Source organism: Psychrobacter sp. DWR1-2-3 (assembly GCF_049896465.1).
In the GTDB taxonomy this organism is placed as follows: domain Bacteria; phylum Pseudomonadota; class Gammaproteobacteria; order Pseudomonadales; family Moraxellaceae; genus Psychrobacter; species Psychrobacter maritimus.
In genome coordinates this window covers 1-25,366 of record NZ_JAFCUJ010000003.1, presented here as the reverse complement: position 1 = coordinate 25,366, position 25,366 = coordinate 1, and the positions used below count along the sequence as shown (strand labels likewise).

Genomic DNA, 25,366 nt, shown 5'->3' with positions numbered 1-25,366 from the left:
TTTCTACCAGTCACCCATTTCTTTTCGAAGATAGAATGACGGTGTTAGAAGTAAAAAAGAACATTACGCAAAACTATCTGTAAAAAAAGACATGCAAAAGTTATCACAAAACATTGAGAAAATCCTATATGAATAATTATAAAAGCCTATTGGTCAATATTGAGCAGCACGTCGCGACGGTAACTTTAAATCGCCCTGAGATACGTAATGCTTTTAATGACGAAATGATTGCTGAGTTGACCGATGCTTTCAAGACGCTTGGTAATGATGAGCAAGTACGCGTTATCGTTTTAGCGGCTGCTGGTAAAGCCTTCTGTGCTGGCGCGGATCTGAACTGGATGCGCGCCATGGCGGATTATAGCTATGAGGAAAATCTAGCGGACGCGGACAAATTAGCACAAATGCTTAAGACCATTTATGAATGTCCTAAGCCGACGGTTGCTGCTATCCAAGGTGACGTTTATGCAGGCGGTATGGGTCTAGTCGCCGTTTGTGATGTAGCTATCGCCGTTAAGATTGCCAATTTCTGCTTGAGTGAAGTGCGTTTGGGATTAGCGCCTGCAACGATTAGCCCTTATGTGATAAAGGCATTGGGCGCACGAGCTTCGCAGCGCTATTTTTTAAGTGCGGAAGTATTCGATGCTAAAAAGGCGCGTCAGTTGGGCTTTATCCATGAACGCGTCAGCGAAGAATCGCTTGACGATGCCGTTGCTGCGTTTTGCGATAAAGTGGTTAAAAACAGCCCCGACGCGGTTAAGACCTGCAAACGCTTATTGCACGAAGTCGCGGGCGCACCTATTACCGATGAGTTGATTGCCGATACCGTCAAAGGCATTGCTGATATTCGTTCATCAGAGCAAGGTAAGGAAGGGGTGCAAGCTTTTTTACAGAAGCGCAAGCCTGATTGGCTGACAACAGATTAATAATAGAAAAGATTTTCAGTCAATTGACGATAAATTAACAGCAGATGCCATTTTTTAAAACAGTCACACGTCAACATCAACCTATATTTTATTATTTATTAATGTCACAAACGAATGTTAAAAACGACAAGACACAGGGATAGTTATGTTTTCTAAAATTCTAATCGCCAACCGTGGTGAAATTGCCTGCCGTGTTGCAGCGACTGCCAAGCGCCTGGGTGTAAACACCGTCGCTGTTTATTCTGATGCTGACCGTGAAGCTAAGCATGTCGCCGTCTGTGATGAAGCGGTTTATTTGGGTGGTTCCGCGCCCAAAGACAGCTATCTTAAAGGCGATGCTATCATTGCGATTGCTAAAGAGACTGGCGCACAAGCAATCCACCCAGGCTATGGCTTTTTAAGTGAAAATGCGGATTTTGCGCAAGCCTGTCAGGATGCAGGTTTGGTCTTTATCGGACCATCAGCTAATGCGATTCGCGCGATGGGCGGCAAGTCTGAATCCAAGCGTTTGATGGAAGCCGCTGGCGTGCCACTGATACCGGGTTATCATGGTGACAATCAAGATGCCGAGTTTTTAAAACAGCAAGCGGATAGCATTGGCTATCCTGTGCTGATTAAAGCCAGTGCGGGTGGCGGCGGTAAAGGCATGCGTATCGTTGAGCAGAGCAGCGATTTTATTGACCTGTTGGACTCATGTCGCCGCGAAGCCATCACCAGTTTTGGCAATGACCAAGTATTGATTGAAAAGTACGCCCTAAAACCACGCCATATCGAAATCCAAGTATTTGGTGATACGCATGGCAACTACGTGCATCTGTTTGAGCGTGATTGCTCGGTACAACGCCGCCATCAAAAGGTGTTAGAAGAAGCGCCAGCTCCCGGCGTTGACGCTGCCATGCGTGAAGCGATGGGAACAGCGGCAATCGAAGCGGCGCGTGCGGTTAATTATTTCGGTGCAGGCACGGTTGAATTTATCGTTGAGCAGCGCGAAGGCTCTATGAATTTTTATTTCATGGAGATGAATACCCGTCTGCAAGTTGAGCATCCGGTTAGTGAAGCCATTACGGGTGTCGATTTGGTCGAGTGGCAACTCTTGGTCGCAGCGGGCAAGCCATTACCTAAGCAGCAAGATGAGCTGGCGATTAATGGTCATGCGATTGAAGCGCGTATTTGTGCTGAAAACCCTGACAATGGCTTTTTGCCAGCGACAGGTACTTTATTTACTTATCAAAAACCTGAACATAGTACCTTTAACATTACTAATGTACGTATCGATGACGGGGTACGCGAGGGCGATGTGATTAGCCCGTTCTACGACTCTATGATTGCTAAGCTTATCGTTCATGCGCCCACTCGCGAGCAAGCATTGGCGAAACTTGATCGCGCATTGGGACAAACGCGCATCGTTGGCTTGCCAACTAACGTGGCATTTTTGCGCTACATTCTTAATACCGAGTCATTTAGTCAAGCCAATCTAGATACAGCTTTGATAGAACGTGAGAGTGATAAGCTATTTAACCAGCATCCGCTTGAGTTATCGACGCTTGTTGTGACTGCTATCGCCCAGCAGCTTGCCAGTGAAGGGATTGCACCAGACGCAGATGCAGATCCGTTTAGTAAGCCTACTGGTTTCCGTGCTTATAACGCTTATGCGAGATCGTTTAGCTTGGTTTATGATAAGCAAGCGTACCAAGCACGTATTAGCAATTGGCACAATGCCCATTATTCTGATAGTAAAAAGGGTGCTGAAAATACCAGCAGCTTTACGTTGGTCATTGAAAAAGAGATCGCGAGTAACGACACTCAAGATAATGTCAATGTAGCCGCTCAGACAGAGAGTGTTTATGAAAGTGAAGTCAGCTACGCCAGCAGTGACGCACACAATCATACTTTATGGTTAGAAGGCGCACGTATTAGTGCTCAAAGTTGGGTACATAATGAGACCGTTTATGTGTTCACAGATAGCGGTCGGGACGAGATTACGCTAATTGATATTATGGCACATGTGGGCGAAGAGTCTGCAGCGGTCGGTAGTTTGAAGTCACCAATGCCAGGGCAGGTCGTTGCCTTCAAAGTGGCTGTCGGCGATAGCGTGAAAAAAGGCGAGCCACTCGCCGTTATCGAAGCGATGAAAATTGAACATACCATTACCGCGCCGACTGATGGTGTGGTAGCAGAGTTATTATTTGCGGCGGGCGACTCGGTTGCTGATGGTGATGAGTTACTGCGTATCGATACTGAAGCTAGCGAAGCTTAAGAACTGAAGTTTAAGAACAATGAAAGGATAATAACCATGAGCCATTCGTATCCAGAGCACGTCACCATCGTTGATGTCAGTCCACGTGATGGCTTGCAAAACGAAGCAATGACGGTACCGACTGCGGTTAAACAAAGGCTGATCAACGATTTAATCGCAGCAGGCGTCAAAAAACTCGAAGCGACCAGCTTTGTCTCGCCAAAGTGGGTGCCACAAATGGGCGACAATAGCGCACTGCTCGAAGCTTTAGAGCCCACACGCCATGCCGATGTTTGTTATTCGGTACTCGTGCCCAATATGCGCGGTTTTGAAAATGCTATTGTGCATCGTCCTGATGAAATCGTTATCTTCGGCTCAGCCAGTGAGACCTTTAGTCAAAAAAACATCAATTGCAGTATTGACGAGAGTATCGAGCGTTTTGCACCCGTTGCCGCTGCGGCAAAAGCGCAGGGCATCAAAGTCCGCGGCGTTATCTCTTGTACCGTCGGCTGTCCTTATGAAGGCGAGATTGACCCAAGCCAAGTGGCGTATGTCACTAAGCGCTTGCTTGAGATTGGCTCAGAGCAAATTGGTATTGCCGATACGATTGGTGTTGGTACGCCGCTGAAAGTGCAGCGCGCGCTACAAGCCGCATTAGAATATGCCGACATCGCTATGCTATCAGGTCATTTTCATGATACTTATGGTCAAGCTGTCAGTAATACTTTAGCCGCTTTACAAATGGGCGTCAGTGAATTTGATACCTCAGTGGCTGGACTTGGCGGCTGCCCGTATGCCAAAGGCGCAACGGGTAATGTCGCAACTGAAGACGTAGTTTATATGCTGCATGGTATGGGTATCAGCACTGGCATTGATTTAGACAAGTTGGTTGTGGCTGGTGAGCGTATTAGTGACTTTCTCGGTCGCCGCAATGGGTCAAGCGTAGCGCGAGCCATTATTAATAAGCGTCAGTCCTAATTAGGGCGTGTTGAACATTCGATCATGGCACTGACAGAGACTATTTTTTAGGCGATTCAAAGATAAAAATAGTAAGTTTAGTCATTCTAAGCGTCTCTTTTTATCAAAGGAACGGCAAAAAATAGTCCTGTCCTTTTAGGCTGATGCTAAAATTGCCCCATACTGTGTTGCAAGTCTAGCTAAGGTATCAACATAATCTTCGACTTGCGCCGTGTCTGGAACAATTTTAGCGATAAGCAGTGTTCATTTATGAATGTTCAACACGCCCTAAATGCGCTGAAAATATAATGGCTTTAAAGACAAATTAACATTTAATATTTAATATTTAAAACATCAAAATACAAGGAATAGTTATGAGTTTACCTGGATTGAATTTTCAGCTTGGCGAAGATATTGATGCATTACGTGATGTGGTACAGCAGTTTGCAGCGAAAGAAATTGCCCCGCGTGCGGCTGAGATTGACAGCAGCGATGAGTTCCCAATGGATTTATGGCAAAAAATGGGTGATTTAGGTTTGCATGGTATCACTGTTCCTGAAGAGTACGGCGGCTCTAACATGGGTTACGTTGCTCATATGGTCGCGATGGAAGAGATTAGCCGTGCTTCTGCCTCTGTAGCGCTGAGCTATGGTGCGCACTCTAATCTGTGTATCAACCAAATTAAACGTAATGGCAGTGAAGCACAAAAACAAAAGTACTTACCAAAGCTGGTCAGCGGCGAGTTCATCGGTGCATTGGCAATGAGTGAAACCGGTGCTGGCTCAGATGTCGTTAGTATGAAGCTAAAAGCCGAAGAGAAAGACGGCAGCTATGTGCTGAATGGCAGCAAGATGTGGATTACCAATGGTCCCGATGCGGATGTGATGGTGGTTTATGCTAAGACCAATCCAGAGCTAGGCGGCAAAGGCATGACAGCCTTTATCGTTGAAAAAGGTATGGAAGGTTTTGGTACGGCGCAAAAGCTCGATAAGCTTGGCATGCGTGGTAGCCATACTGGCGAGATGACCTTTAACAATGTGACCGTACCAAGCGAAAATATCTTGGGCGGTCTCAATGAAGGCGTTAAGGTACTGATGAGCGGTCTTGATTATGAGCGCGCGGTATTAGCAGCTGGTCCTATCGGTATTATGCAAGCCGTGATGGATAACGTCGTTCCTTATATCCATGATCGTAAGCAGTTTGGTCAAGCGATTGGTGAGTTCCAACTCATCCAAGGTAAAGTTGCAGATATGTATACCATCCTGCAAGCGGGGCGTAGCTTCTTATATACCGTTGGCAAGAATTTGGATATGCTCGATCAACGCGGCGCTGGTCACAGTCGAGAAGTGCGTAAAGATTGCGCCAGTGTGATTTTATGGTGTGCCGAAAAAGCCACTTGGATGGCAGGCGAGGGTATCCAGATTTTTGGCGGTAATGGCTATACCAATGAGTATCCGCTTGGTCGTTACTGGCGTGATGCTAAGCTCTATGAAATCGGCGCAGGTACCAGTGAAATTCGCCGGATGTTGGTTGGTCGCGAACTGTTTAACGAGACGAAATAGCAAATGTTTAGGTAAAAGTATTTAGGTATTAGTTATAACAAAAAAGTAGGACGTTTTAAGCGTCCTGCTTTTTTAATTTCTAACTTATAAAAATTTTTCAGTCATCATGCCTGTTTACTATGATCAAAATAGCGCGCAAGACCATTTAATAGTAAATCATCACGCAGGCGCACTGGGCGGTTGACGTGTTGCGCGATGATGGCTGCATCACCACCCGTCATAATGACTTCAAAGTTGGGATGACGGTTACTGATCTCATTGATCGCACCAACGATGGACAATAATATCCCGCGATGGACCGCATCTTGCGTGGTAACTCCCTGACTGACGCTATCAAACGTACCGTTAGAGATGGTGATTTGCTTGGTGCCTGAAAATAGTGATTCACGTTGCAGATAGATGCTTGGGAAAATATAACCCCCTAAGTGCTCAGCGTGATCAATCAAATCAATCGTCACCGCTGTACCGCAACCAATCACGCATTGACGCTTTTTCTTATCAACTGCGCCCAGCATCTGTAGCCAACGATCGCAGCCGAGCTGCTCGTCATTGTAGGCGCTACGCATCAATGGGTGTTCAGCATCAACATGGACAAACTCAAACGGGATGTTAAGGCGACTTAACGTTTCTGATACTTTTACGTTGAGCTCGTCACCCAGTACAGACGATATACCGATAAAGTCGGGCGCATAACGCTCAAAACGATCGGTCAGACCCATGAGTAATTCGGCCGGCGCTTGCAAATGCTGCTTAGCATCGTGCGCGACTATTTGCCCGATATCATCGGTGAGCCAGTATTTAAGACGGGTATTGCCAAGATCTAACCAGAGCATAAAAATCCCTTTATATAGTGCTCGTTAAGTATGTGGTTTAAGCCTCACGAATCACATCAATACGACCGGTAAAAAGCGCAGAAATCTTACCGTCATCTTCACGCAATTGCAAACAGCCGTTTGTATCAATACTGCAGGCGTCACCAGTGATGACATGCAAATTATCATCATGGTCTTGGCTGACACGTAATCGCAGACCTGCCAGTGCATCCATCGTCGCAAACTCTTGCAAAAAGCTATCCAGATAGTAGGTATGCCCAGTGGGTCTTTCTATATCAAAATGCTCAAAGCGTGTCATAGCCGCCAGTAACGCTTCACTAATTTGCTGATAAAGCGTTTGTAAGGTTGGTAGACTGTTCGCATTATCTGACTCCAGCATTCCATAAATATCTTGTAAGCTAATCGCTTGATAGCTCATGCCTTCACAAGTTTGTGCGGTTAGCTTTGGCGTGGCTTGTACATTCAACCCAACGCCCATGACCACACCAACCAATTTTCCTGCCTTCCAAACGGGTTCAATTAAAATACCAGCAAGCTTATTAAATTGAATAATTTGCGTGTCTGGTTCAGCTTTATCTGCTTCAGATGAATTTTGATAAAAGCCCAAATCATTGGCCCATTTCACGCCGATAAGGGTTAAACCTTGCGCGCGTAATTGTTTATTTACCATTTGAATAATAGGCGTTTTTGCCAACTCGACGCCGATAATTAACGATAATAAACCGCTAATAGGCATGTGTACTGGATGGTATAACGACAGATAGACATTGCCGCGCGGTGATTGCCATGAACGACCACGCTGTCCACGCCCTGCGCTTTGGGTCTCAGCCGTTAATAGATGCAACTCAGTAGCGTCAAGCGTAGCATCTTGCACAGCGTCTATCAGCTCACTATTGGTAGAGGCGCTGCTGGTCACATGACGATGGGTAAGTTCGGGTAAATGGACGGAATAATTGGCTGGTGACGGCATAGATATAGATAACGGCATAAATTTAGTCGCTGTAGTTCATATAAGGTTTAATCGAGTCTTTAAGATATCATTTGATATACTAAGGCAATTTTAAAAATGACAGCCATCGGCAGAATTGTCACGACTTGAATACTAATGACGAGAAGGCGCTGGTTATTATCATCTAAAAATAACCATTATAAAAGGTAGTACTATGATGTTGTATGTGTGGTTTGTCATTGCAGGAGCGTTTGCTGGCGTCAGCGCAGGTTTGTTTGGCGTCGGCGGCGGCATGATTATCGTGCCAGCATTGGTATGGATTTTTACTGCGTATCATTTCCCTCCTGAAGTGGTGACTCATTTGGCGATTGGCACTTCCTTGGCGACCATCGTTGTGACTTCGATTAGCTCATTGACTGCGCATAATAAGCGCGGCGGTGTACGCTGGGAAGTATGGCGCAAAATGGCACTCGGCTTGGTTATCGGCAGTCTAGTTGGGGCAGGCATTGCCGATATGATTGACGGTAAAGTGCTGCAAGCCATCATCGGTGTCGGGGCGTTATTGGTCGCGTTAAAAATGCTGTTCTTCTCTAACAAAGAGCAGTTAGGTAAGCCGTTACCGTCAGCTGGTGTGCAGTTTGGCGCGGGCACGGGCATTGGTATGGCGTCATCTATTTTTGGCATTGGTGGTGGCAGTTTGACCGTACCGTTTTTAAACTGGGCAGGACTGCCGATGAAGCAAGCAGTCGGCACTTCAGCTGCTTGTGGTTTGCCGATTGCGTTGGCTGGCGCGGCAGGCTTTGCATGGTTCGGTCAAGACGTGGTCAATTTACCTGAGGGTACGATAGGCTTTGTCCATATCACAGGATTTTTATGCATTTCCGTCGTTAGTTTCGCGATGGCAAAAGTTGGTGCCAAGCTTGCTCATGTATTACCTGCGCTCACGCTTAAGCGTGCTTTTGGCATATTGTTATTATTTGCTGGCGGGCAGTTATTGTTAAGTGGAATTGGGGTGATTTAATACTCTCAAATTTAAATAAAAATTAGAACACTAATTTAGGAATACTATTGAATGAAAGCTGCAGAAAAGTATCGCCGTGTATTTGGCTCAATCAGCCATTTAAAAGATGAAATACCATGGACGACTGGTTTGTCCAATATGGTAGAGTTTCTAGTATGGCAACCACAGCGTGTTCTTGGTATTAGCAAAAAGCAATATGTTAACCAAATTATTGAATGGGCAACAGTTCCAGAGATGAAAGACAAGAGTCTGCAAGAAATCAAGCAAGCTGTGAGTAAAAAGTTGAATCAAAAAATGAGTGAGTCTGAGCAATTGGAAACTTATTCAATGCAAACGATAGGTATTTGCAATGCTAGGGAAGCGGTGCGCCGCGTAAAGTTCTTTTCTGAGGATTATCTAAATAAAGAGTTCGATATTTTTCTAAGTTTATGTAGTGATATTTATCTAAACTCATTTTATGGGCAATTCATTAAATTTGAACAATGTGGCTCATGGTCAACACACGGCAATAGTGGTATTTTTGAATTTAGTACCGAATTAAAATCTATGTCCATGGATAACCTATCTTACAATCATCAGGCGAATATATTGATTGCCAATGAATTGAAGCTTGATGGCAAGAAAAACCGTGACCAAATATTAAAGTACTGCTTAATGTATAAGTATTTATTAGAAATAGGCTTTATTGATAAAGGTGCAAAGTTTTTACTACTGTTTATCGGCGGCAGTGTGGTAAAGGAAGATAAGCAAAGTATGATTAATCAAGAAATAGCTATGTGTCAAAGCAAGCCAGAGAAATACCAACACTTATTACAGCCTGAGTTATTGAAATTAGCGGCTAATTTAGAAGTTACTAGTATCTCTTGGCAGTCGCTGATTGAGTTTAATAATCATTATTTGAATGACAATGAGGTTTGCCAAGTCGAGCAAAAACTACTCAAGGGTTTCAATCAAAGCCTTCAATCAAAATCGTTTATGCACTTATGACTCTAATTCTAAAGCTCACCACGACTTTAGATGAAATAGCTGCTTATTTCTTATCAATCGCATCTAGCCCTAAACGCATCCACTGTCGTGCCAGCTCGTCACGGTCAGTGAGCATATTCCATAGCGCATCTTCGCTAAAGATGGAGTGCTCTTTACCTGAGTGCTCAATTGGCAGATCCGCTTCACGATCCGCCATCCATTGCGGATTTAGATAGTAATCTTTCAGCTCGTTTAGCAAGGTTTCAGCTTGCAAAAACTGCTGCTGCGCCTCAAGTTGTTTACGATGTAGCTCACACCATTCTTCATATTTTTGTTGTAGTTCTTGCGGATTATAGTTAGTCATTTTAATTCTCTTAATTTTTAGTGTTTAGATTAATGATATTGATTTTAAGCCATATTATAGCATCTGTCACAAACCCTAAAAATTTAGCACAATTTGAGGTAGAATAGCCGCCTGTTTTTGCTAAGTTTATTGATCCTTCATGCGTCTAAAATCTCTAAAGCTGGCAGGCTTTAAATCCTTTGCCAATCCAACGACTTTTACCTTCCGTCATGGCATCACCGCCATCGTCGGGCCAAATGGCTGCGGCAAATCCAACGTCATCGATGCCATTCGCTGGGTGCTGGGCGAAACTTCCGCCAAGCAGCTACGCGGCGGGGCGATGAGTGACGTTATCTTTGCTGGTACGCAGGATAAAGCGGCCAAAAGTGTCGCCAGCGTTGAGCTGACCTTTGAGCATACGCAAGATGAGCAGACTGGTATTCGCCATGAGTTTAATCTCTATCAAGAGCTGTCCGTCCGTCGTCAGGTGAATTTGGAGGGGCGCTCGGACTATTTCATCAATGGTACGCGCTGTCGTCGCCGTGATGTGGTCGACGTATTCTTGGGCACGGGGCTTGGCGCGCGCAGTTATGCAGTCATCGAGCAGGGTATGATTGGGCGTATTGTGGAATCTAGCCCACTGCAGCTACGTGAATTCATCGAAGAGGCGGCAGGGGTTTCGCGCTATCAAGCGCGCCGTGAAGAGACGCAAAAGAAGTTAGAAAAAACTAAAGACAATTTGGCACGTCTGCACGATATGCAAAGCGAGCTGGTGAGCCAACAAAAGCGCTTATCTAAGCAAGCCGCCAGTGCTGAGCGTTACGAAGAGTTAGCGTTAGCGCTTGCTGATATTAAACAACAACTTGCCATTCAGCAGTTATATCAAGCAAAGCATAACCAGCAGCAGCAAAAAATCGCCCATGAATGTAGCGCTAATGAGGTTGCCACACTACAAGCCAGCTATGAGACTCTAAAAGCTAAGCAAGATAAGCTTGCTGCCCATATCAATCAAGAGCAGTGGCTAAAAGACGATGCGCAAAGCAGCCATTATCAGCAGCAGCTAAGCTATCAACAAGCTGAGCATAAGCTTAGCGATGCCAAATCACAATTAAACGTTATCGCACAGCAACTTACCAGCTTGGAGCAGCAGCGTCAGCAAGCAGTCGATGAAATTGGGCGCTTAAAAACCGAGCAGGTTGAGCAGCATAATGTGCTAGAAGGCTTGCGCCCACAGCTTAGTGAGCTAACCAATAAACGCGATTCGCATAAACGCAACGAGCAACCGTTGCAGCGCGCCTACCATGATGCGCAAAATAAGCTGTCACGCCTGCAAGATAATGCGCGTACGCTTGAGCAGCAGCAAGCCATTAATAGCCAAGCGCAAAAACGCCAGCAGCAAAACCATGATAAATGGCAGCGTCGCCAGCAAAATTGGCAGGATTTATGGCAGCAATTACAACAGTCTCTATCACCAGCTGCCAATACTGAAAGGGCTGATAGTGATGGGCAAGAGCAGGCTGATGCGAATAATTTACAGCGCACATTAGAGACGCAAGTTGCTGATCTCAATAAACAGTTGCAGCAGATTGAGCGCCAGCAAGATAGCGTGGATGAACGTCTGTCAGAGTTACAACCGCAAGCCCATGAGTTGCAGCGGAGCTTAAACAAGCAGCAGCGCGAATTAAGCGAGGATGAAAAACGTCATGCGGTCTTGGCAGGGGAATACGATACTCTGCATCAAATATTGCATCCTAAACCCATCCCAAAATCGCAACAGTCTGCTAACGTAAAAACTGCTGATGCAAAAACTGATTTAGAAAGTAATTCAGTAAATAATTATAAAGACTTAACTATTACCACCTTGCGTGAGCAGATTGAGCTAAGCGCAAAAGGGCAACAGCATGCCGAGTTACTCGATAGCGTATTGGCATTATGGTTGGATAGTCATGTGTTGGTTTCTAACCAAACAAGCAGTGAAAAGATTAATGATGACTCTCAAAAAGCAAATAGCTTATGGCAAGCGCTTGAGCATGACTTAACGGATTTGTTTACTTATCAGACTGCGCAAAATGCGCATAGTAGTACGAAAGATAAGCCTCTAGTAGAAACTGGTCATAGCTTGTGGCTATCTGCTAAGCAAAGCGAGATTAAAGACCATTTATTTATTAGCGAACTGCCAGATACTTTAATTGATAAAATACTGCCTTTATCAGAGCTGATTACTGCCCCTAACTTAGCGCTTTGGCAGCAATGTTATTTATATATCGCGCAATCTGAAATTAATAATCAGCAGACTCTTGATACGCTTGCTGAGATTTTAAAGGCATTGCCGCCATCAGCCATTTTACTAACCTCGGACGGTTGGCTTATCAGTCGTCAGGGTACGATTAATCTAAGCAAGTTTGCTGGCGCGCAAAATGGTCAAAACGATAGCAATAGCCAATTCTTAAGCCAGCGTTTACAGCAGCGCAGCCGTTTGCAAGCGTTAGAAGGTTTGCTTGATGAGTTTGAGGTCAAAATCCAAAATCAGCAAAAGGCGATTTCTAATAACCAGCGCAACTATGATGCGTTAACGGTCAGCTTAGAAGAAACGCGTGCGCAAGCTGAACAATTAACCCGCGATAAGCATCAATACCAGCAGCAGCTTACCACCGAGCGCGCCAACGTTGAACGTCTACAAGCGGACAGCCAGCGTCTAAATGCTGATAAAGTTGCCCTTGAGCAAGAGCAACAAGAATTAGAGCAAGAGCAAAAAACGCTTCATCATGAGCAGCAGCAGATCCAAAGCGAGATAGCAGCGCTGACGCCGCAAATAGACGACGCTCGTGCATTAAGTCAGCAATTACAATCCGAGCGTAGTGAGCTAAATCGTGCGCGTCAAAAGGATGATGACGCTTGGCAAGCATTGCAACTTCGTATTCAACAAAGTGAGATGCGTCTAGAACATAGTGTGAGTAGTCTTGCACGGGCAACTGCGCAACATGATAAATCGCTACAAAGCGAGCAAAGTCTAAAAGCGCGTCATGAGCAGCAGCAAAGTAAACTGCCCGCACTACAAGCAGCATTGCAAACAGCACAGAAAGCACGTGATGAGCAGCAAGTAGTATTAACGACACGCGAGACAGCATTAACGGCGCTTAAAGGGGAATATAGTCAGCAGCAGACTGAATTAGATACACTGCAAAACGCCTTGCAAACGCAGCAAAGTGAGCTTGCCCGCCTCGCCACTGAGCTGGCCTTAAGTGCGGCGCGTTTAGACGATGCCAGTGCTCATACGCAAGAAGCGCTAGATGCTTACTATAAAGTCAGTCATAACTATAAAGTGCAATCGGATACAGCGCAGCAGCCCCAGCCCCAGCATCAGCAACAAGTGATGAGCGTCTCAAACTTATTGGCGGATTTTATTGCCCATGATCGCCGCGTACGTCCAGATAAAATCGCAGAATTAAATTCTGAGCGCGCAAAGCTTGAGCAGCAGCTCAGTAAAATTGGCGCGGTCAATCTCGCTGCAGTAGCAGAATTGGCGGAAGTTAATGAGCGCTTAGAGCCACTCGCGCAGCAGACAGCGGACATTGCTGCTAGTATGGAGACGTTAACGGAGGCGATTGCCTCGATTGATGAAACCACCAAGACGCTATTTATGCAGACGCTTGAGGCGGTCAATACCGAGCTTGCCAATTTATTTGCCAAAGTCTTTGGTGGCGGGCAAGCAAGCTTAACCCTCAATACTGACGATATGCCTGCTAATGCGCCAAAGTCAGAGCAGTGGCGGGCAGGGCTGACTTTAATGGCGCAACCAAAGGGCAAACGCAATAGTCGCCTTGCCGTACTTTCCGGTGGTGAGAAAACCTTGACCGCGCTAAGCTTAATTTTTGCGATATTTAAGCAGCATCCAGCACCGTTTTGTGTGCTTGATGAAGTCGATGCGCCGCTTGATGATGCCAACGTTGCTCGCTTTACCAGCTTGATTCATGAGTTGGCAGACGACTTGCAGTTTATTTTTATCAGTCATAATAAGCTGACGATGCAGATTGCCGATGAGCTAAAAGGTGTTACCATGCCAAGCGCAGGTATTTCTACCTTGGTCAGCGTCTCGCTCGATGAAGCCGCGCGTTACCTTTCTGATTAAGAGCAGCCCAGTAATAAAATAATTGATAACTGGTAGCCATTGCTAGTGGTATAGTTAGGGCTAGAATATAAAGTCACGCAAATATTTCGGGCTAATGATAAACGATGACTATATGGTGACGATATTAATCAGCCATGCTAGACTATTGCCATTTATTCACTCTTATATCTTCCCTTTTGTCATATATTAGGATGTATTTCTCATGACCGCTATCCAGTTTATATTAATCGCCATTGCCGCATTTATCGTGCTTGCAGGGCTATTTATGGTCATTCGCAGCTTTAAGCGTCGCAAAACTGCTGAGGCTGCCGCGGTCAATTATGATAAAAACGGCATTCCTATCATACCGCGCCACGAGCGCAATATCGTTGATCAGCCAGACTTAGACGACACCGTTGCAGGTGAAACCAGCATCGGCCCTGATCGCAGTTATTTGGATGCAGTCGTTGAAGAAGAACCTTTGACCCAGACGCAGACCCATGTCGATGCGCAGCTGACCGCTGGTCATGGCGAGATAAATGACGCTAATAATGATGTGGTAGATGACGCCGACTATGCGCGCTGGCAAGATGAGCAGCAGCATGCCGATGATAGCGAGTTTGTGTCTACTGCTGAGCAGATGAATATCGAACAAGAGCCAGATGCGTTTTCAAGCTTGGTCTCTGCAACCGATAGCCTGATGCCAGTAATTGATACCGCAGACGAGCCAAGCTTTGATAATAATAGTCCGATACTCGATCAGCATCTCTCAGAGCCGGTTGATGAAGCGCAAAACGGTCCGTTAATCAACGCCAAAGACAACATTAATATTACCATTTTGCCGCATCAATACCGTGACCGCCCCGCTGCGATTATCCGTGGTCGTGATTTATTAGCGTTAATTGATAAATACGGTCTACGCTATGGCGCGATGAATATGTTCCATCGCTATGAGCAAAAAGACGGCACTGGCATGCTGTGGTTTAGTATGATGGGTATCACTGATAGTGGTATCGCGCCTTTTGACCCGCATAGCGTGGCGACCAATACTTACAATGGCGTGGTGGTATTTTTATCCTTGCCGCACCCACAAGCGCTGCGTAGTTTCGATAGTATGATGAGCATCGCCTATATGATGGCAAGTGATTTGGATGCCGTTATGCTCGATGAAGAGAACGAACCAATCACCCCTGAATACAAGCAGCAGTTGCGTAACCAAGTTCGCGATTATGAAGGCTAGTTTTAACTGATTAATATAAGCTAATTAATACGGTCTGATAATATCAGTAGCAGTATAAAAGGCAAATAGCGCTTGACGTTATTTGCCTTTTTTAGTTTTCGGTTTATGAGCGTTTCATTCGCCTGATTTTCTATAAACTTGGTTTTCAACAGAATCGGTTTTCTACAGAATTAGTTTTCTACAAAATCATATCCGCATATCCTGCAAACTTGTTATCATATCGGCATCTTGAATCGCAAAAAAAAGACGCCGACTATGACTGATCCTATCGCACCGCTTACCTCTAAATACATGAATAAAGAGATGAATAAAGACAGTAACACTGCACAATCTGCAGGCAATGATGCTGCTATCGTCACCCAAATGCGCACGCTTATTGATAATTTAAAGACGCATAATTATGCTTATTATGTGCTCGATAATCCGATTTTAGAAGACAGCGAATACGATCAATTACGCCGCTCTTTGCTTGAGCTTGAAGAACAATATCCAGATTTGGTACAGCCTGACAGTCCGATCAATCAGGTGGGCGATATGCCACTGTCAGCCTTTACCCAAGTTACCCATGATATTCCGATGTTGTCACTGGGCAACGTCTTTGATTATGACGAACTGCACACCTTTATGCGCCGCGTCAATGATCGTCTTAATGACGCGCAGAAAAATCCTGAGTATGAGATGGAGCTAAAGCTTGATGGCTTGGCGGTGTCACTCAAATACGCTTATGGCAAATTTATCCAAGCAGTGACGCGCGGTGATGGGCAAACGGGCGAGGATATCACCCAAAATGCCAAGACCATTCGCAATCTGCCGCTTTGGCTTACTGCTGCAAGCGATATTCCATTACTGGAGGTACGCGGTGAAGTGCTGATGCCAAAAGCAGGCTTTGAGCGCCTGAACCGCTTAGCGGAAGAAAAAGGCGATAAAACCTTTGCCAATCCTCGTAATGCCGCCGCTGGTAGCTTACGTCAACTTGACCCCGCCATTGCTGCCAGCCGTCCGCTGGCATTTTACTGCTATTCAGTCAATCAAGGTCTACCTGAGACTATCGATACCCAATCAGCGGCATTGGCTTGGCTTGGTGACATTGGTTTTAGCGTCAGCGCGGTGAGAGTGGTAAAAAACCCACGCGAAGCACAAGCCTATTATGAGTCGATGATTGAAACGCGTAGTAAGCTGCCGTTTGAAATTGATGGCATGGTCATCAAGGTTAATAACTTGGCATTGCAGCAACAGCTTGGCTTTTTATCGCGTGAGCCGCGCTGGGCAACCGCTTATAAATTTCCTGCCGAAACGGTGATGACGCGTCTAAACGATATCGAATGGCAAGTCGGACGCACCGGACAAATCACCCCAGTTGGTAAGTTAGAGCCAGTCAAAGTCGGCGGCGTTACCGTCAGCAATGTTACCTTGCATAACTTTGGTGAAATTCAGCGCTTGGATGTGCGCGCAGGCGATATGGTCAGCGTCCACCGTGCAGGCGATGTCATCCCCAAAGTCACCCGCGTTTGGACAGATCAGCGTCCAGAAGATTCAGAACCTGTTAAATTGCCATCGACTTGCCCTGTATGCGACTCCCCTGTGGTATTGCCTGAAGGTGAAGCGTTGGCACGTTGTACTGGTGGTTTATTCTGTCCTGCGCAGCAGCAAGAAGCGCTTATTCATTTTGTTTCACGTCGAGCGATGGATATCGATGGCTTAGGCGCAAGTTGGCTGATTAGCTTTTTTGAGCACGGCTTGGTCAAGACCGTCGCCGATATCTATCAGTTGCACAAGCATCAAGACGAGCTGATTACGCTTGAAAAACTAGGGGAGAAATCGGTACAAAATATCCTCAGCGCCATTGAAGCGAGTAAGCAGACGACGCTGGCACGCTTTATCTATGCGCTCGGTATTCGCGGTGTCGGTGAGACAACAGCACAGAATTTGGCGCAGCAATTTGGCGACCTTGATAGCCTAATGGCAGCAGATATCGACAAGCTCCTACAAACGCCTGACGTTGGCGCAATCACCGCTGAGCTTGCTTATAAATTCTTCCGCGCGCCGCATAATATCGAAGTCATCACCGCATTACGTGAAGCGGGCGTGCACTGGGATAAGGTTGAGCAAGTGGTGTCAGAGGGATTGCCGCTCGATGGGCAAACGTGGGTCATTACGGGCGCGCTTGATAGCATGGCGCGTGATGAAGCCAAAGCCAAACTGCAAGCGCTCGGTGCCAAAGTCTCAGGTAGTATCTCAGCAAAAACCACTGCGCTGCTGGCAGGTGATAAAGCTGGCTCGAAGATGGCTAAAGCTGAAAAATTGGGTGTGAAAGTAGTGGGTGAAGAAGAGTTTTTGGCGTTGGTTAGGGAGTAGGGCAAGTCCTTGCCATTAAAAGAGGAAAAAGACAGAAACGGAAAAGCATGGCCTCAGCATCGCTTGCTTTAATAGTGGGCAAATATGCGGGTCATGAGCCGTCTTTCTTTAATGGTTCACTCGGCGCTCGTCCCTCGCGTACAGTTTTCGTCTTAAGCTTTAGCAGAGAATTACGGTTGCTTTACTCATTCGCGCAAGAATTAGCATTTTGCACATTTTTGGGTAGGGTGCGCCCAGCGCACCGTTAAGAAACGGATTTCCGAGTTTAAAGTATTGTATGATGAGTAATCGAACGTTAAATAATTTACGTAGATAATTGCATTTAATCCACTTTTTCATATTCATGCATTGATGCGCTGGGCGCACCCTACAACTACTTAAACATCAAGTAAGGAGAAAAAATGACTTGGTTACAACCAATAGGAGAGATTTTTGTTATTGAAGATCAAAAGTATCTGAACAAATGGTTAGGTACGGAGGGGTCACAATTTGATGAAGCGGATTCAGATTATGATAAATCCTCTGAAATTACTGAATACATCGATAAAATATCAGTCAATAATCGCCCAATATTGATTTTAGGTGATGAACCTATGCAAATGATCATTAAAGAATGTGAAAATGAACACTATTTAATAAGATGGTCTTATGCAAGTGTAGACTTTTATGTTGAAGAGCATATTCAAAATATAGCACTTAGCAATCAGCTAGAAAATCAAATACAACCATCGGTCGAAGTATTATTTCAAAGTAATGATATAGTGGTTCATAATGCATCAATTACCGGTAGTAGCGATATTAATACTTTCAAAATAAAGCTAAACAAACCTAACGTGATAGTCACCACGTATAAGTATGAACCTGATGAAGAAACTTTAATGATATGTCATCGATTCAGTTGTAAGTAAAATAGGGTGCATCCAGCGCACCAGATAAAGCTAACCCAAAAAAAGAAATATAGTATTAATACTGGAATGAAAGTTATAGTTAATCCAGAATAAAAGAGATACATCCCATATCACGAAACAGTTTAGGTAGATCATTCTCCATCCACCCTTGGCGTAGAAATTTTGCCTGTGCCCATTTTTTCTCTATGGGATTAAGATCAGGACTGTAGGGTGGCAGCCATAGAATACGATGGCCATGTCTGTTCAGTAATTTTTGAATGCGTTTGTTTTTATGAAATTGAGCATTATCCATAACAATTACGCATTTGGTTTTAAGGCTTGGAATGAGTGTGTGTTTGCACCAGTGGTAGAATATGTCACCATTAATATTCTGCTCAAAGTAATCAAGCGCAAACAGCATCTTTTCATACAAAGCCCCGATAACATTAGTACGCTTTTTTGATTGCCAGTTGTAGCTACCAATGCAAGGCGTTCCAATGGGCGCATAGCCGTAAGGGCGAATGGTTTCAGCCTCAAAGCCGCTTTCATCCATGAAAACGATGGGATAGCATTGCTTCATAAAACGATCAAGCTTACTCTGATATTCCGCTCTTTTGATTGGACATGCTTTTGGATGTTCTAAGGTCTTTTTTTTGACTGATACCAAGGCGCTTTAAGGCAATCTCAATGCCTGATTTGCTACAATTTAAACGCTGTGCTCTCTCATACATATAATCGTCTGGATACTGTTCAACATCTTTTAATAGCACGTCATTAGGTATTTTACTGGGTGGTTTATTCCGAGTTTGTTTGATACTTGGGTTTTTCAGCCAGAGCTGTAATGCGGTTTTACTAATATTGTAGAAAGTACACGCTTCACGAATACTCATGTCTTTACTTTTAACACTTTTGATCACTTGAGCTCGGAAGTCTGCTGAATAGGTCATATATTCTTATACCATTTCGCTTGTTTTAAAACAATTGTATCTTATTTATAAAAGACTGACTATATGCCTATTCATATAAACAATATTTGTTTATCTAATCACTACTTCATCCTTGATTGTAATGAAGAAAAAAGTTTTAAAGGAACTTTATTTGCGAATCAGTTACATAGAAATAGTAGAAAGCATTTGTGGCAATATCTTATAAACTTCCTAAGTGCATCTCCTGATTTATTACAGAGTTACTTATTATTTTCACGTTCAGAAATAGTAAATAGAAAATCCAAAGTATGGCTACTCAAGAATAAAACATGGGAAGAAGAAGCATTAAAATTACTTATCAGTGATTATACTATTCCAAATAAGGGTGAGAATTATATTCTTGATAAAAATGTAATACATGGGTTCTTTTGGTTAAAATTTGATCTCCAGCGTCATTGTGATCTAATTGACACTTTAATATCTACTGACAGATATTACCTTGTAAACAGTAATCATGATATAACACAAGATTTGAGCTTACTTATATCTGAGGGTTGGAAATATGAAAGTCAAAGACCAATGCAAATGCCTGAACAAATTCTAGATTTTTTATATGCGAAAAAGGTATCTTCTACTTTAACTCTTGGACGTTTCGACGATCCTGAGAAAGATTTATTATTGGTAGAGCCAAAATATTAAGGCTACAGTCGAGACAGCTGATTATAATTCGCCCCACGCAGCAGTTAGTGTAGGGTGCGCCTAGCGCACCATTAAATATAGCTCACTCTAACCTATCAACAAAACTGAATGAAAATTCAAGATCATTGTTGCCCCAATCTACTAAGTAGTCACCTTGCTTCACATAACGATGAAAGCTTGAATATGGCCACTCCGACACTTTACCAACCAATCCATGTTTAACAGGATTGAAATGTAGATAATCCATATGTCTTATAAAATCCACTTCATCCTTTATCTGATGCTCATAAAATCGCCGTTGCCAAATACCTCTTTCGTTTCTTTTAACTTTTGAACGGCTTAAATCATCTATTGGTAAATGATATTGCGGACAAGCTTGGGTGGTTAAGCGTTTGATCTGCGACCAACGCATACTGTAATTAGCATCGTTAGTAGGCATTCTCCAAATACAGTGTAGATGATCGGGTAGTTGCACCCATGCAATAATTTCAAAAGGATATTGTTGTTGCACCTGTTTGATACTTTTCTTAAATGCTTGTAAGAAGTCATCTTCGCACAGTATGTTTCTTCGATTGTATGACACCAAAGTAAAAAAGTAAGTAGCGCCTTTCGTGTGTGAGCGGATGTATTGTGACATTTGTATTTGCCGTATGAATTTTGATATTTTATCGGTGCGCTGGGCGCACCCTACAAATTAAACTATTCTTGCACCTCTCCATGCCCCTTCACATCACTTTTCTTACCATCTGGCTTAATTTCAATAGGTAACACCAACCCTTTAGCAAAGTCATCTGACAGTACATAATCATAGCGACTGGCAGCGACATCAGGCGTGGTATGGATGACAAGTTTCATGTCTTTACTATCAATAATTTCATGTGAGGTATAGCTATCGCTAAGCTGATCAAGCAGCTTTGACAGCGCTTCATTGCTTGCCATACTTATCGTCAGATTGTGCTGCGCGGTGGCATTATCCACATCGAAATACTCCGCATAATCGCGCACATTTTGGCTATCGAGCGCAAACGGATATTTATAATTGGCAGGGTCAACAGCTTTTTCGCCGCTTGCGACCAATGACCAATCGATAGTATTAACTTTCGCCGCCTCAGATGTTGCTGCGGTTACAGAAGTTTTATCAGAGCTATCAACGCTATCAGTACCATTAGAGTTGTCAGCGCTATTATCGCAGCCCGTTAGCGCCAACATACCTGCACTAGCTATTATCATCATACTTAATAAGCGCTTTACCATTGAGTTATCCTCTTTATTTATGAGTCATAAGCTATTTTTATAGATGGGCTATTTTGACAGCTTTCAGCGTGCTTCTCTAGCTAAATGCAGCAAAAGGCTATTTCTTATTATTATCAAATGAAAGACAACTGGGATAAAAAATAACGTATTGGCAAGGATGTTTTTAAGCTTACAGCCATAAAAAAACAGCCACCGTTTGATGACTGTTTAATAATTATTATGCTTTAGTTTTAATATCTATATCAGCTGCTTAGATTTGGCAGTTTACTTGGTATTCTTTACCGTCAGCCCATTTCATCGCAAAGATACCTTTATCGCCTTTCATGTGCCATGCATAGACGACTTCAGAGTTTGATTCGTTGACATAGCTTGCGGTATCACCTTGGACGCCACCATTTAGGATGATTGGCTGATTTGCCCAGTTCACTTTAGGCAATGTTGCGTCTAGCATGACTTGTTTTTTATTGATTGACTGTTTTGCCAAGATTTTGCTGCCATCAGTACAGGTATAAGGTGCTGGTGCCATACGGTCATAAGCGACATCGGTCACGCTTTCTGAAGCAGGGGTTTTATTTGGGGTAGTAGGTGCGGTAGTCGCACATGCGCTTAGTAGAGCAAGAGTAGGTAGGGCAACAGCGAATTTAGTTAGGGTGTTCATGGTTGTCTCCAAAATTATATAATTTATAATATATTTATTTTTAACTAGGCGTTTTACCTATACTTTTTTAAACTATGCTTTTTGAACAATGTATTTTTTCACTATGCGTTAAGCATATAGCGCATATGTTATCGAAAAGGCTTTCCGCATAATGTTAGAAATTGTTTGTTACGTGTTCACTAAGTTACTAAAACACTGACTAATGTAACGTTGCACTTAACAGCCTTTGTAAAATAGCTAAGCTTAAATTAGTGAAGCGGCAAATATATAGCTATGGAAATAGGCAAAGAAGTCAGCCGACTTTTATCAAAAATATAAAATATCAAGAATATAAAAAAGCGCCTATCGACTGCTGAGCCGATAGGCGCTTTGGTTTGAGCTTAACTAAAAATTTCTAACTTATTTAGCAGCAATCGCTAATAGCTATTTAACTTACAGCTATTTAACTTACAGCTATTTAATTTATTTGGTCTTACGCGGTGGCAGACCAGTATGCTGCGTTTGAAAGTTCCCTTTGCTGACTTTTTTGCTGTTTTTACCAGAAGTGTTTTTACCTGAGGTGTTTTTTGCAGCGCTAGGACTATTATTGCTGCGTTTCACTGAGTCATTACCCAAGCGGCTGTTCTTTTTACGCGCCGATTGATAGCTGTCTTGCGCCGCATCGCGACCTTCTAAACTGGCATTAAATGGCGGGATTAAGCAGCCACGGTTTTTACCAATCAAGTCACTGCGTCCCATATCTTGCAGCGCTTTACGCAATAGTACCCAGTTTTTTGGATCATGATAGCGTAAGAAAGCTTTATGTAATTTACGTTGCTTGCCAGATTTGACGATATCCATGTCACCTTCGTCACGGCTGATTTTATGCAGCGGGTCTTTATGGGTATGATACATGGTGGTCGCGGTCGCCATCGGGCTTGGATAAAACGCCTGCACTTGGTCAGCGCGGTAGCCGTGACTTTTTAGCCACAGCGCAAGGTTCATCATATCTTCATCTTTGGTGCCGGGATGGGCGGCGATAAAGTAAGGAATCAGATACTGCTCTTTGCCTGCTTCTTGGCTGTACTGCTCAAACATGGCTTTGAATTTATCATAATTGCCCATACCCGGCTTCATCATTTTTGATAAAACGTTTTCTTCTGAGTGCTCAGGGGCAATCTTTAGATAACCACCGACATGATGACTGACCAATTCTTTGACATATTCAGGGTCTTTAATCGCCAAGTCATAACGCAAACCTGAGGCGATAAGGATTTTTTTCACGCCTTTGATATCACGCGCTTTACGGTATAGCTGAGTCAAATTACTGTGATCGGTGATCAGGTTTTCGCAAACATCAGGATAGACGCAAGACGGCTTACGGCAGTTTTTCTCAATGGTCTCATCTTTACAGTTGAGACGATACATATTGGCCGTTGGACCACCAAGGTCGGATATCACACCGGTAAAGTTCGGCGCAGTATCACGAATCGCTTCGACTTCACGCAAGATAGATTCTTCTGAGCGGTTTTGAATAATACGACCTTCATGCTCGGTAATTGAGCAGAACGTACAACCACCAAAACAGCCGCGCATGATATTGACTGAAAATTTAATCATGTCATAAGCAGGGATGCGCGCGTCGCCATAGCTTGGATGCGGTAGGCGTGCATACGGCAAATCAAAGACGTAATCCATCTCTTCGGTTGAAAGCGGAATCGGTGGCGGATTGAGCCAAACGTCAATTGAGGTATGTGAGTTACCGGCACCGCTACTATGACGCTGCACTAGCGCACGCGCGTTACCGGGGTTGGTCTCAAGGTGTAAGATACGGCTGGCATGCGCATACAAAACAGGGTCAGATTTGACGTGCTCGTAATCCGGCAGACGAATAACGGTTTGCTCACGTGGCGGCATTTTAATTTTATGCTTACGCGCCGTCATCGGTTTATTAAAGCCGCGCATTTGTACCACTTGCGTCTCTTCGTCCACTTGCTCAGCATTCAATACTTTATTGGTCACAGGTTCTGCAACAAAGCCCTGATACTGCGCGGATATGCCTGTCATAGCTTGTCCGACGGGTGAATCAGATGGCTTTTCTTGTTCGATTTTGCAGCTATCAACGTCTTCGGTCATCACATATGGATTGATAATTGGATCGACGCGACCGACGGTATCGACATCATTACTGGCAACTTCAGTCATGCCTGCTTGCCAATGGCGACGGGTCGGGGTCAATAAATACGCCGTACCGCGCAGTTTGCTCATTTGCTCAAACGTGTAGCCTTTTGAGAGACCATGTACCACATCGACGATGGCACGCTCAGCGTTACCATACAATAAGACATCGGCACGGGCGTCGATCAAAATACTGCGGCGGACTTTATCTGACCAATAGTCATAATGGGCGATACGGCGTAAGCTGCCTTCGATACCACCTAAAATAATCGGCACATCAGGATAAGCTTCACGGCAACGCTGGCTATAAACGATAGCAGCGCGGTCAGGACGTTTGTCAGCCACGTTACCCGGCGAATATGCATCATCACTACGGATTTTGCGGTCAGCGGTATAGCGGTTAATCATGCTGTCCATGTTACCGGCGGTCACACCATACGCGTAAACCGGTTTACCAAGCTCCATAAAGGCGTCTTTGCTCTTCCAATCTGGCTGGGCAATGATGCCGACACGAAAGCCTTGCGCTTCTAATAAGCGGCCGATAATCGCCATGCCAAAACTTGGATGGTCGACATAAGCATCGCCCGAGATGATGATGACATCACAGGCATCCCAGCCCAAATCGTCCATCTCTTTGCGGCTCATTGGCAAATAAGGCGCAGGCTCATAGCAGCTCGCCCAATGTTTGTCGTAGTCGTAAAGTGGTTTGGTGCCTTGTTTAAAGGCGGTACGGGCGATGGTATCGGCAGACATGAGCGGACCTGTTAATTAGAAAAGTGGCACTAAAAAATAGCCGTTATTGTTATTCATTAACAACGGCTCATTTAAAAGCGCTCATTTTAACATGAATTGCTTTCATGATGCGACTCATTATGAGTTAGGTGGTTTATGATAAGTTATTGATAGTGTGGAATAATCTAATGATATGATATGAATCAAAGAAGAGGTTTTTTAGCGTAGGTATAAGATGGGTTCCACTCACCAATAGTTAGAGCCTGAATACACGTAATCGATGAAAAATCGTGAGTATTACAAAAGCAAATGGAACTACTCACAGTCTATACAACGCTGCTTATTAATTTCTATATATCGGCGTGTGAGGTGTACCATATAACGGCTTAATGAGTAGTAAATAGAGACTTTTCAGGCGTAAATATATAATCATCAGTCATATATAGTCTAATCCAAATAAAACCGATACAATCCTATTAACAATTGCATTTAATGAAATAAACGATGACTTATTCAATAGACTATCGCAAACAGGTACTTTCTAGCATAGCTGATGGTAT

General features: G+C 44.1%; 20 protein-coding genes. 11 read left to right on the top strand and 9 right to left on the bottom strand.

Annotated elements, in window-relative coordinates:
• Positions 1-128: 128 nt before the first annotated feature.
• The 4 genes from ACP7AA_RS06460 (at position 129) to ACP7AA_RS06445 (ending at position 5,678) form a co-directional block, all read left to right on the top strand.
• Complete coding sequence (locus ACP7AA_RS06460) at positions 129-923, top strand: enoyl-CoA hydratase/isomerase family protein (protein ID WP_426223002.1); 795 nt, start codon at positions 129-131, stop codon at positions 921-923.
• Positions 924-1,068: 145 nt separating this feature from the next.
• Positions 1,069-3,180, top strand: coding sequence for an acetyl/propionyl/methylcrotonyl-CoA carboxylase subunit alpha (locus ACP7AA_RS06455; RefSeq protein WP_426223001.1), 2,112 nt, complete (start codon positions 1,069-1,071; stop codon positions 3,178-3,180).
• A gap of 36 nt (positions 3,181-3,216) precedes the next feature.
• Positions 3,217-4,137, top strand: a complete 921-nt coding sequence (locus tag ACP7AA_RS06450) for a hydroxymethylglutaryl-CoA lyase (protein ID WP_426223000.1) — start codon at positions 3,217-3,219, stop codon at positions 4,135-4,137.
• A 353-nt stretch (positions 4,138-4,490) separates the two neighbouring features.
• Positions 4,491-5,678: an isovaleryl-CoA dehydrogenase gene (locus ACP7AA_RS06445; protein WP_426222999.1), complete on the top strand. Its 1,188-nt coding sequence runs from the start codon at positions 4,491-4,493 to the stop codon at positions 5,676-5,678.
• 104 nt (positions 5,679-5,782) lie between these two features.
• On the opposite strand, the gene ACP7AA_RS06440 is transcribed toward ACP7AA_RS06445, so the two are convergent.
• Both ACP7AA_RS06440 and ACP7AA_RS06435 read right to left on the bottom strand, forming a co-directional pair.
• A complete protein-coding gene (locus tag ACP7AA_RS06440; protein WP_426222998.1) occupies positions 5,783-6,511 on the bottom strand; it encodes a pantothenate kinase in 729 nt (242 codons plus the stop codon).
• 37 nt (positions 6,512-6,548) lie between these two features.
• On the bottom strand, positions 6,549-7,499 hold the full coding sequence (locus ACP7AA_RS06435) for a biotin--[acetyl-CoA-carboxylase] ligase (protein WP_426222997.1): 951 nt from the start codon (positions 7,497-7,499) through the stop codon (positions 6,549-6,551).
• A gap of 178 nt (positions 7,500-7,677) precedes the next feature.
• Between ACP7AA_RS06435 and ACP7AA_RS06430 the strand changes: the two genes are divergently transcribed.
• Together ACP7AA_RS06430 and ACP7AA_RS06425 are read left to right on the top strand one after the other, a co-directional pair.
• Positions 7,678-8,481 carry a sulfite exporter TauE/SafE family protein gene (locus tag ACP7AA_RS06430; protein ID WP_426223270.1) on the top strand — a complete coding sequence of 268 codons (804 nt, stop codon included), beginning with the start codon at positions 7,678-7,680 and terminating at the stop codon, positions 8,479-8,481.
• Between the two features lie 51 nt (positions 8,482-8,532).
• Entirely contained in the window at positions 8,533-9,468 is a 936-nt protein-coding gene (locus ACP7AA_RS06425) for a hypothetical protein (RefSeq protein ID WP_426222996.1), read from the top strand.
• A gap of 43 nt (positions 9,469-9,511) precedes the next feature.
• Here the strand turns inward: ACP7AA_RS06425 and ACP7AA_RS06420 are convergent, their stop codons facing one another.
• Complete coding sequence (locus ACP7AA_RS06420; protein ID WP_281490409.1) at positions 9,512-9,811, bottom strand: DUF4298 domain-containing protein; 300 nt, start codon at positions 9,809-9,811, stop codon at positions 9,512-9,514.
• Positions 9,812-9,950: 139 nt separating this feature from the next.
• Here ACP7AA_RS06420 and ACP7AA_RS06415 point away from each other — a divergent pair, with 139 nt between their 5' ends.
• From ACP7AA_RS06415 to ACP7AA_RS06400, 4 genes are all read left to right on the top strand, one after another.
• A complete protein-coding gene (locus tag ACP7AA_RS06415; protein WP_426222995.1) occupies positions 9,951-13,919 on the top strand; it encodes an AAA family ATPase in 3,969 nt (1,322 codons plus the stop codon).
• 202 nt (positions 13,920-14,121) lie between these two features.
• Entirely contained in the window at positions 14,122-15,138 is a 1,017-nt protein-coding gene (locus ACP7AA_RS06410) for a cell division protein ZipA C-terminal FtsZ-binding domain-containing protein (RefSeq protein ID WP_426222994.1), read from the top strand.
• Positions 15,139-15,393: 255 nt separating this feature from the next.
• Positions 15,394-17,493 (top strand): NAD-dependent DNA ligase LigA, encoded by a 2,100-nt coding sequence (gene ligA / locus ACP7AA_RS06405; RefSeq protein WP_426222993.1) that lies wholly within the window; start codon positions 15,394-15,396, stop codon positions 17,491-17,493.
• A gap of 401 nt (positions 17,494-17,894) precedes the next feature.
• Positions 17,895-18,401 carry an Imm21 family immunity protein gene (locus ACP7AA_RS06400; RefSeq protein WP_426222992.1) on the top strand — a complete coding sequence of 169 codons (507 nt, stop codon included), beginning with the start codon at positions 17,895-17,897 and terminating at the stop codon, positions 18,399-18,401.
• 79 nt (positions 18,402-18,480) lie between these two features.
• Here ACP7AA_RS06400 and ACP7AA_RS06395 read toward each other — a convergent pair whose 3' ends face one another.
• A complete protein-coding gene (locus ACP7AA_RS06395; RefSeq protein ID WP_426222991.1) occupies positions 18,481-19,047 on the bottom strand; it encodes an IS630 family transposase in 567 nt (188 codons plus the stop codon).
• Positions 18,974-19,327 carry an IS630 transposase-related protein gene (locus ACP7AA_RS06390; RefSeq protein WP_426222990.1) on the bottom strand — a complete coding sequence of 118 codons (354 nt, stop codon included), beginning with the start codon at positions 19,325-19,327 and terminating at the stop codon, positions 18,974-18,976. The genes ACP7AA_RS06395 and ACP7AA_RS06390 overlap by 74 nt, the downstream gene beginning before the upstream one ends.
• Before the next feature lie 63 nt (positions 19,328-19,390).
• Between ACP7AA_RS06390 and ACP7AA_RS06385 the strand changes: the two genes are divergently transcribed.
• Complete coding sequence (locus ACP7AA_RS06385; RefSeq protein WP_426222989.1) at positions 19,391-20,005, top strand: hypothetical protein; 615 nt, start codon at positions 19,391-19,393, stop codon at positions 20,003-20,005.
• Positions 20,006-20,087: 82 nt separating this feature from the next.
• Here ACP7AA_RS06385 and ACP7AA_RS06380 read toward each other — a convergent pair whose 3' ends face one another.
• From ACP7AA_RS06380 to ACP7AA_RS06365, 4 genes are all read right to left on the bottom strand, one after another.
• Positions 20,088-20,642 (bottom strand): REP-associated tyrosine transposase, encoded by a 555-nt coding sequence (locus ACP7AA_RS06380; RefSeq protein ID WP_426222988.1) that lies wholly within the window; start codon positions 20,640-20,642, stop codon positions 20,088-20,090.
• Positions 20,643-20,704: 62 nt separating this feature from the next.
• Positions 20,705-21,259, bottom strand: coding sequence for a hypothetical protein (locus tag ACP7AA_RS06375; protein ID WP_426222987.1), 555 nt, complete (start codon positions 21,257-21,259; stop codon positions 20,705-20,707).
• A 250-nt stretch (positions 21,260-21,509) separates the two neighbouring features.
• Positions 21,510-21,917: a hypothetical protein gene (locus ACP7AA_RS06370; protein WP_201562257.1), complete on the bottom strand. Its 408-nt coding sequence runs from the start codon at positions 21,915-21,917 to the stop codon at positions 21,510-21,512.
• Between the two features lie 462 nt (positions 21,918-22,379).
• The gene (locus tag ACP7AA_RS06365; RefSeq protein WP_426222986.1) at positions 22,380-24,827 is read right to left on the bottom strand and encodes a YgiQ family radical SAM protein; all 2,448 of its coding nucleotides are present in this window, start codon (positions 24,825-24,827) and stop codon (positions 22,380-22,382) included.
• Positions 24,828-25,366: the final 539 nt, after the last annotated feature.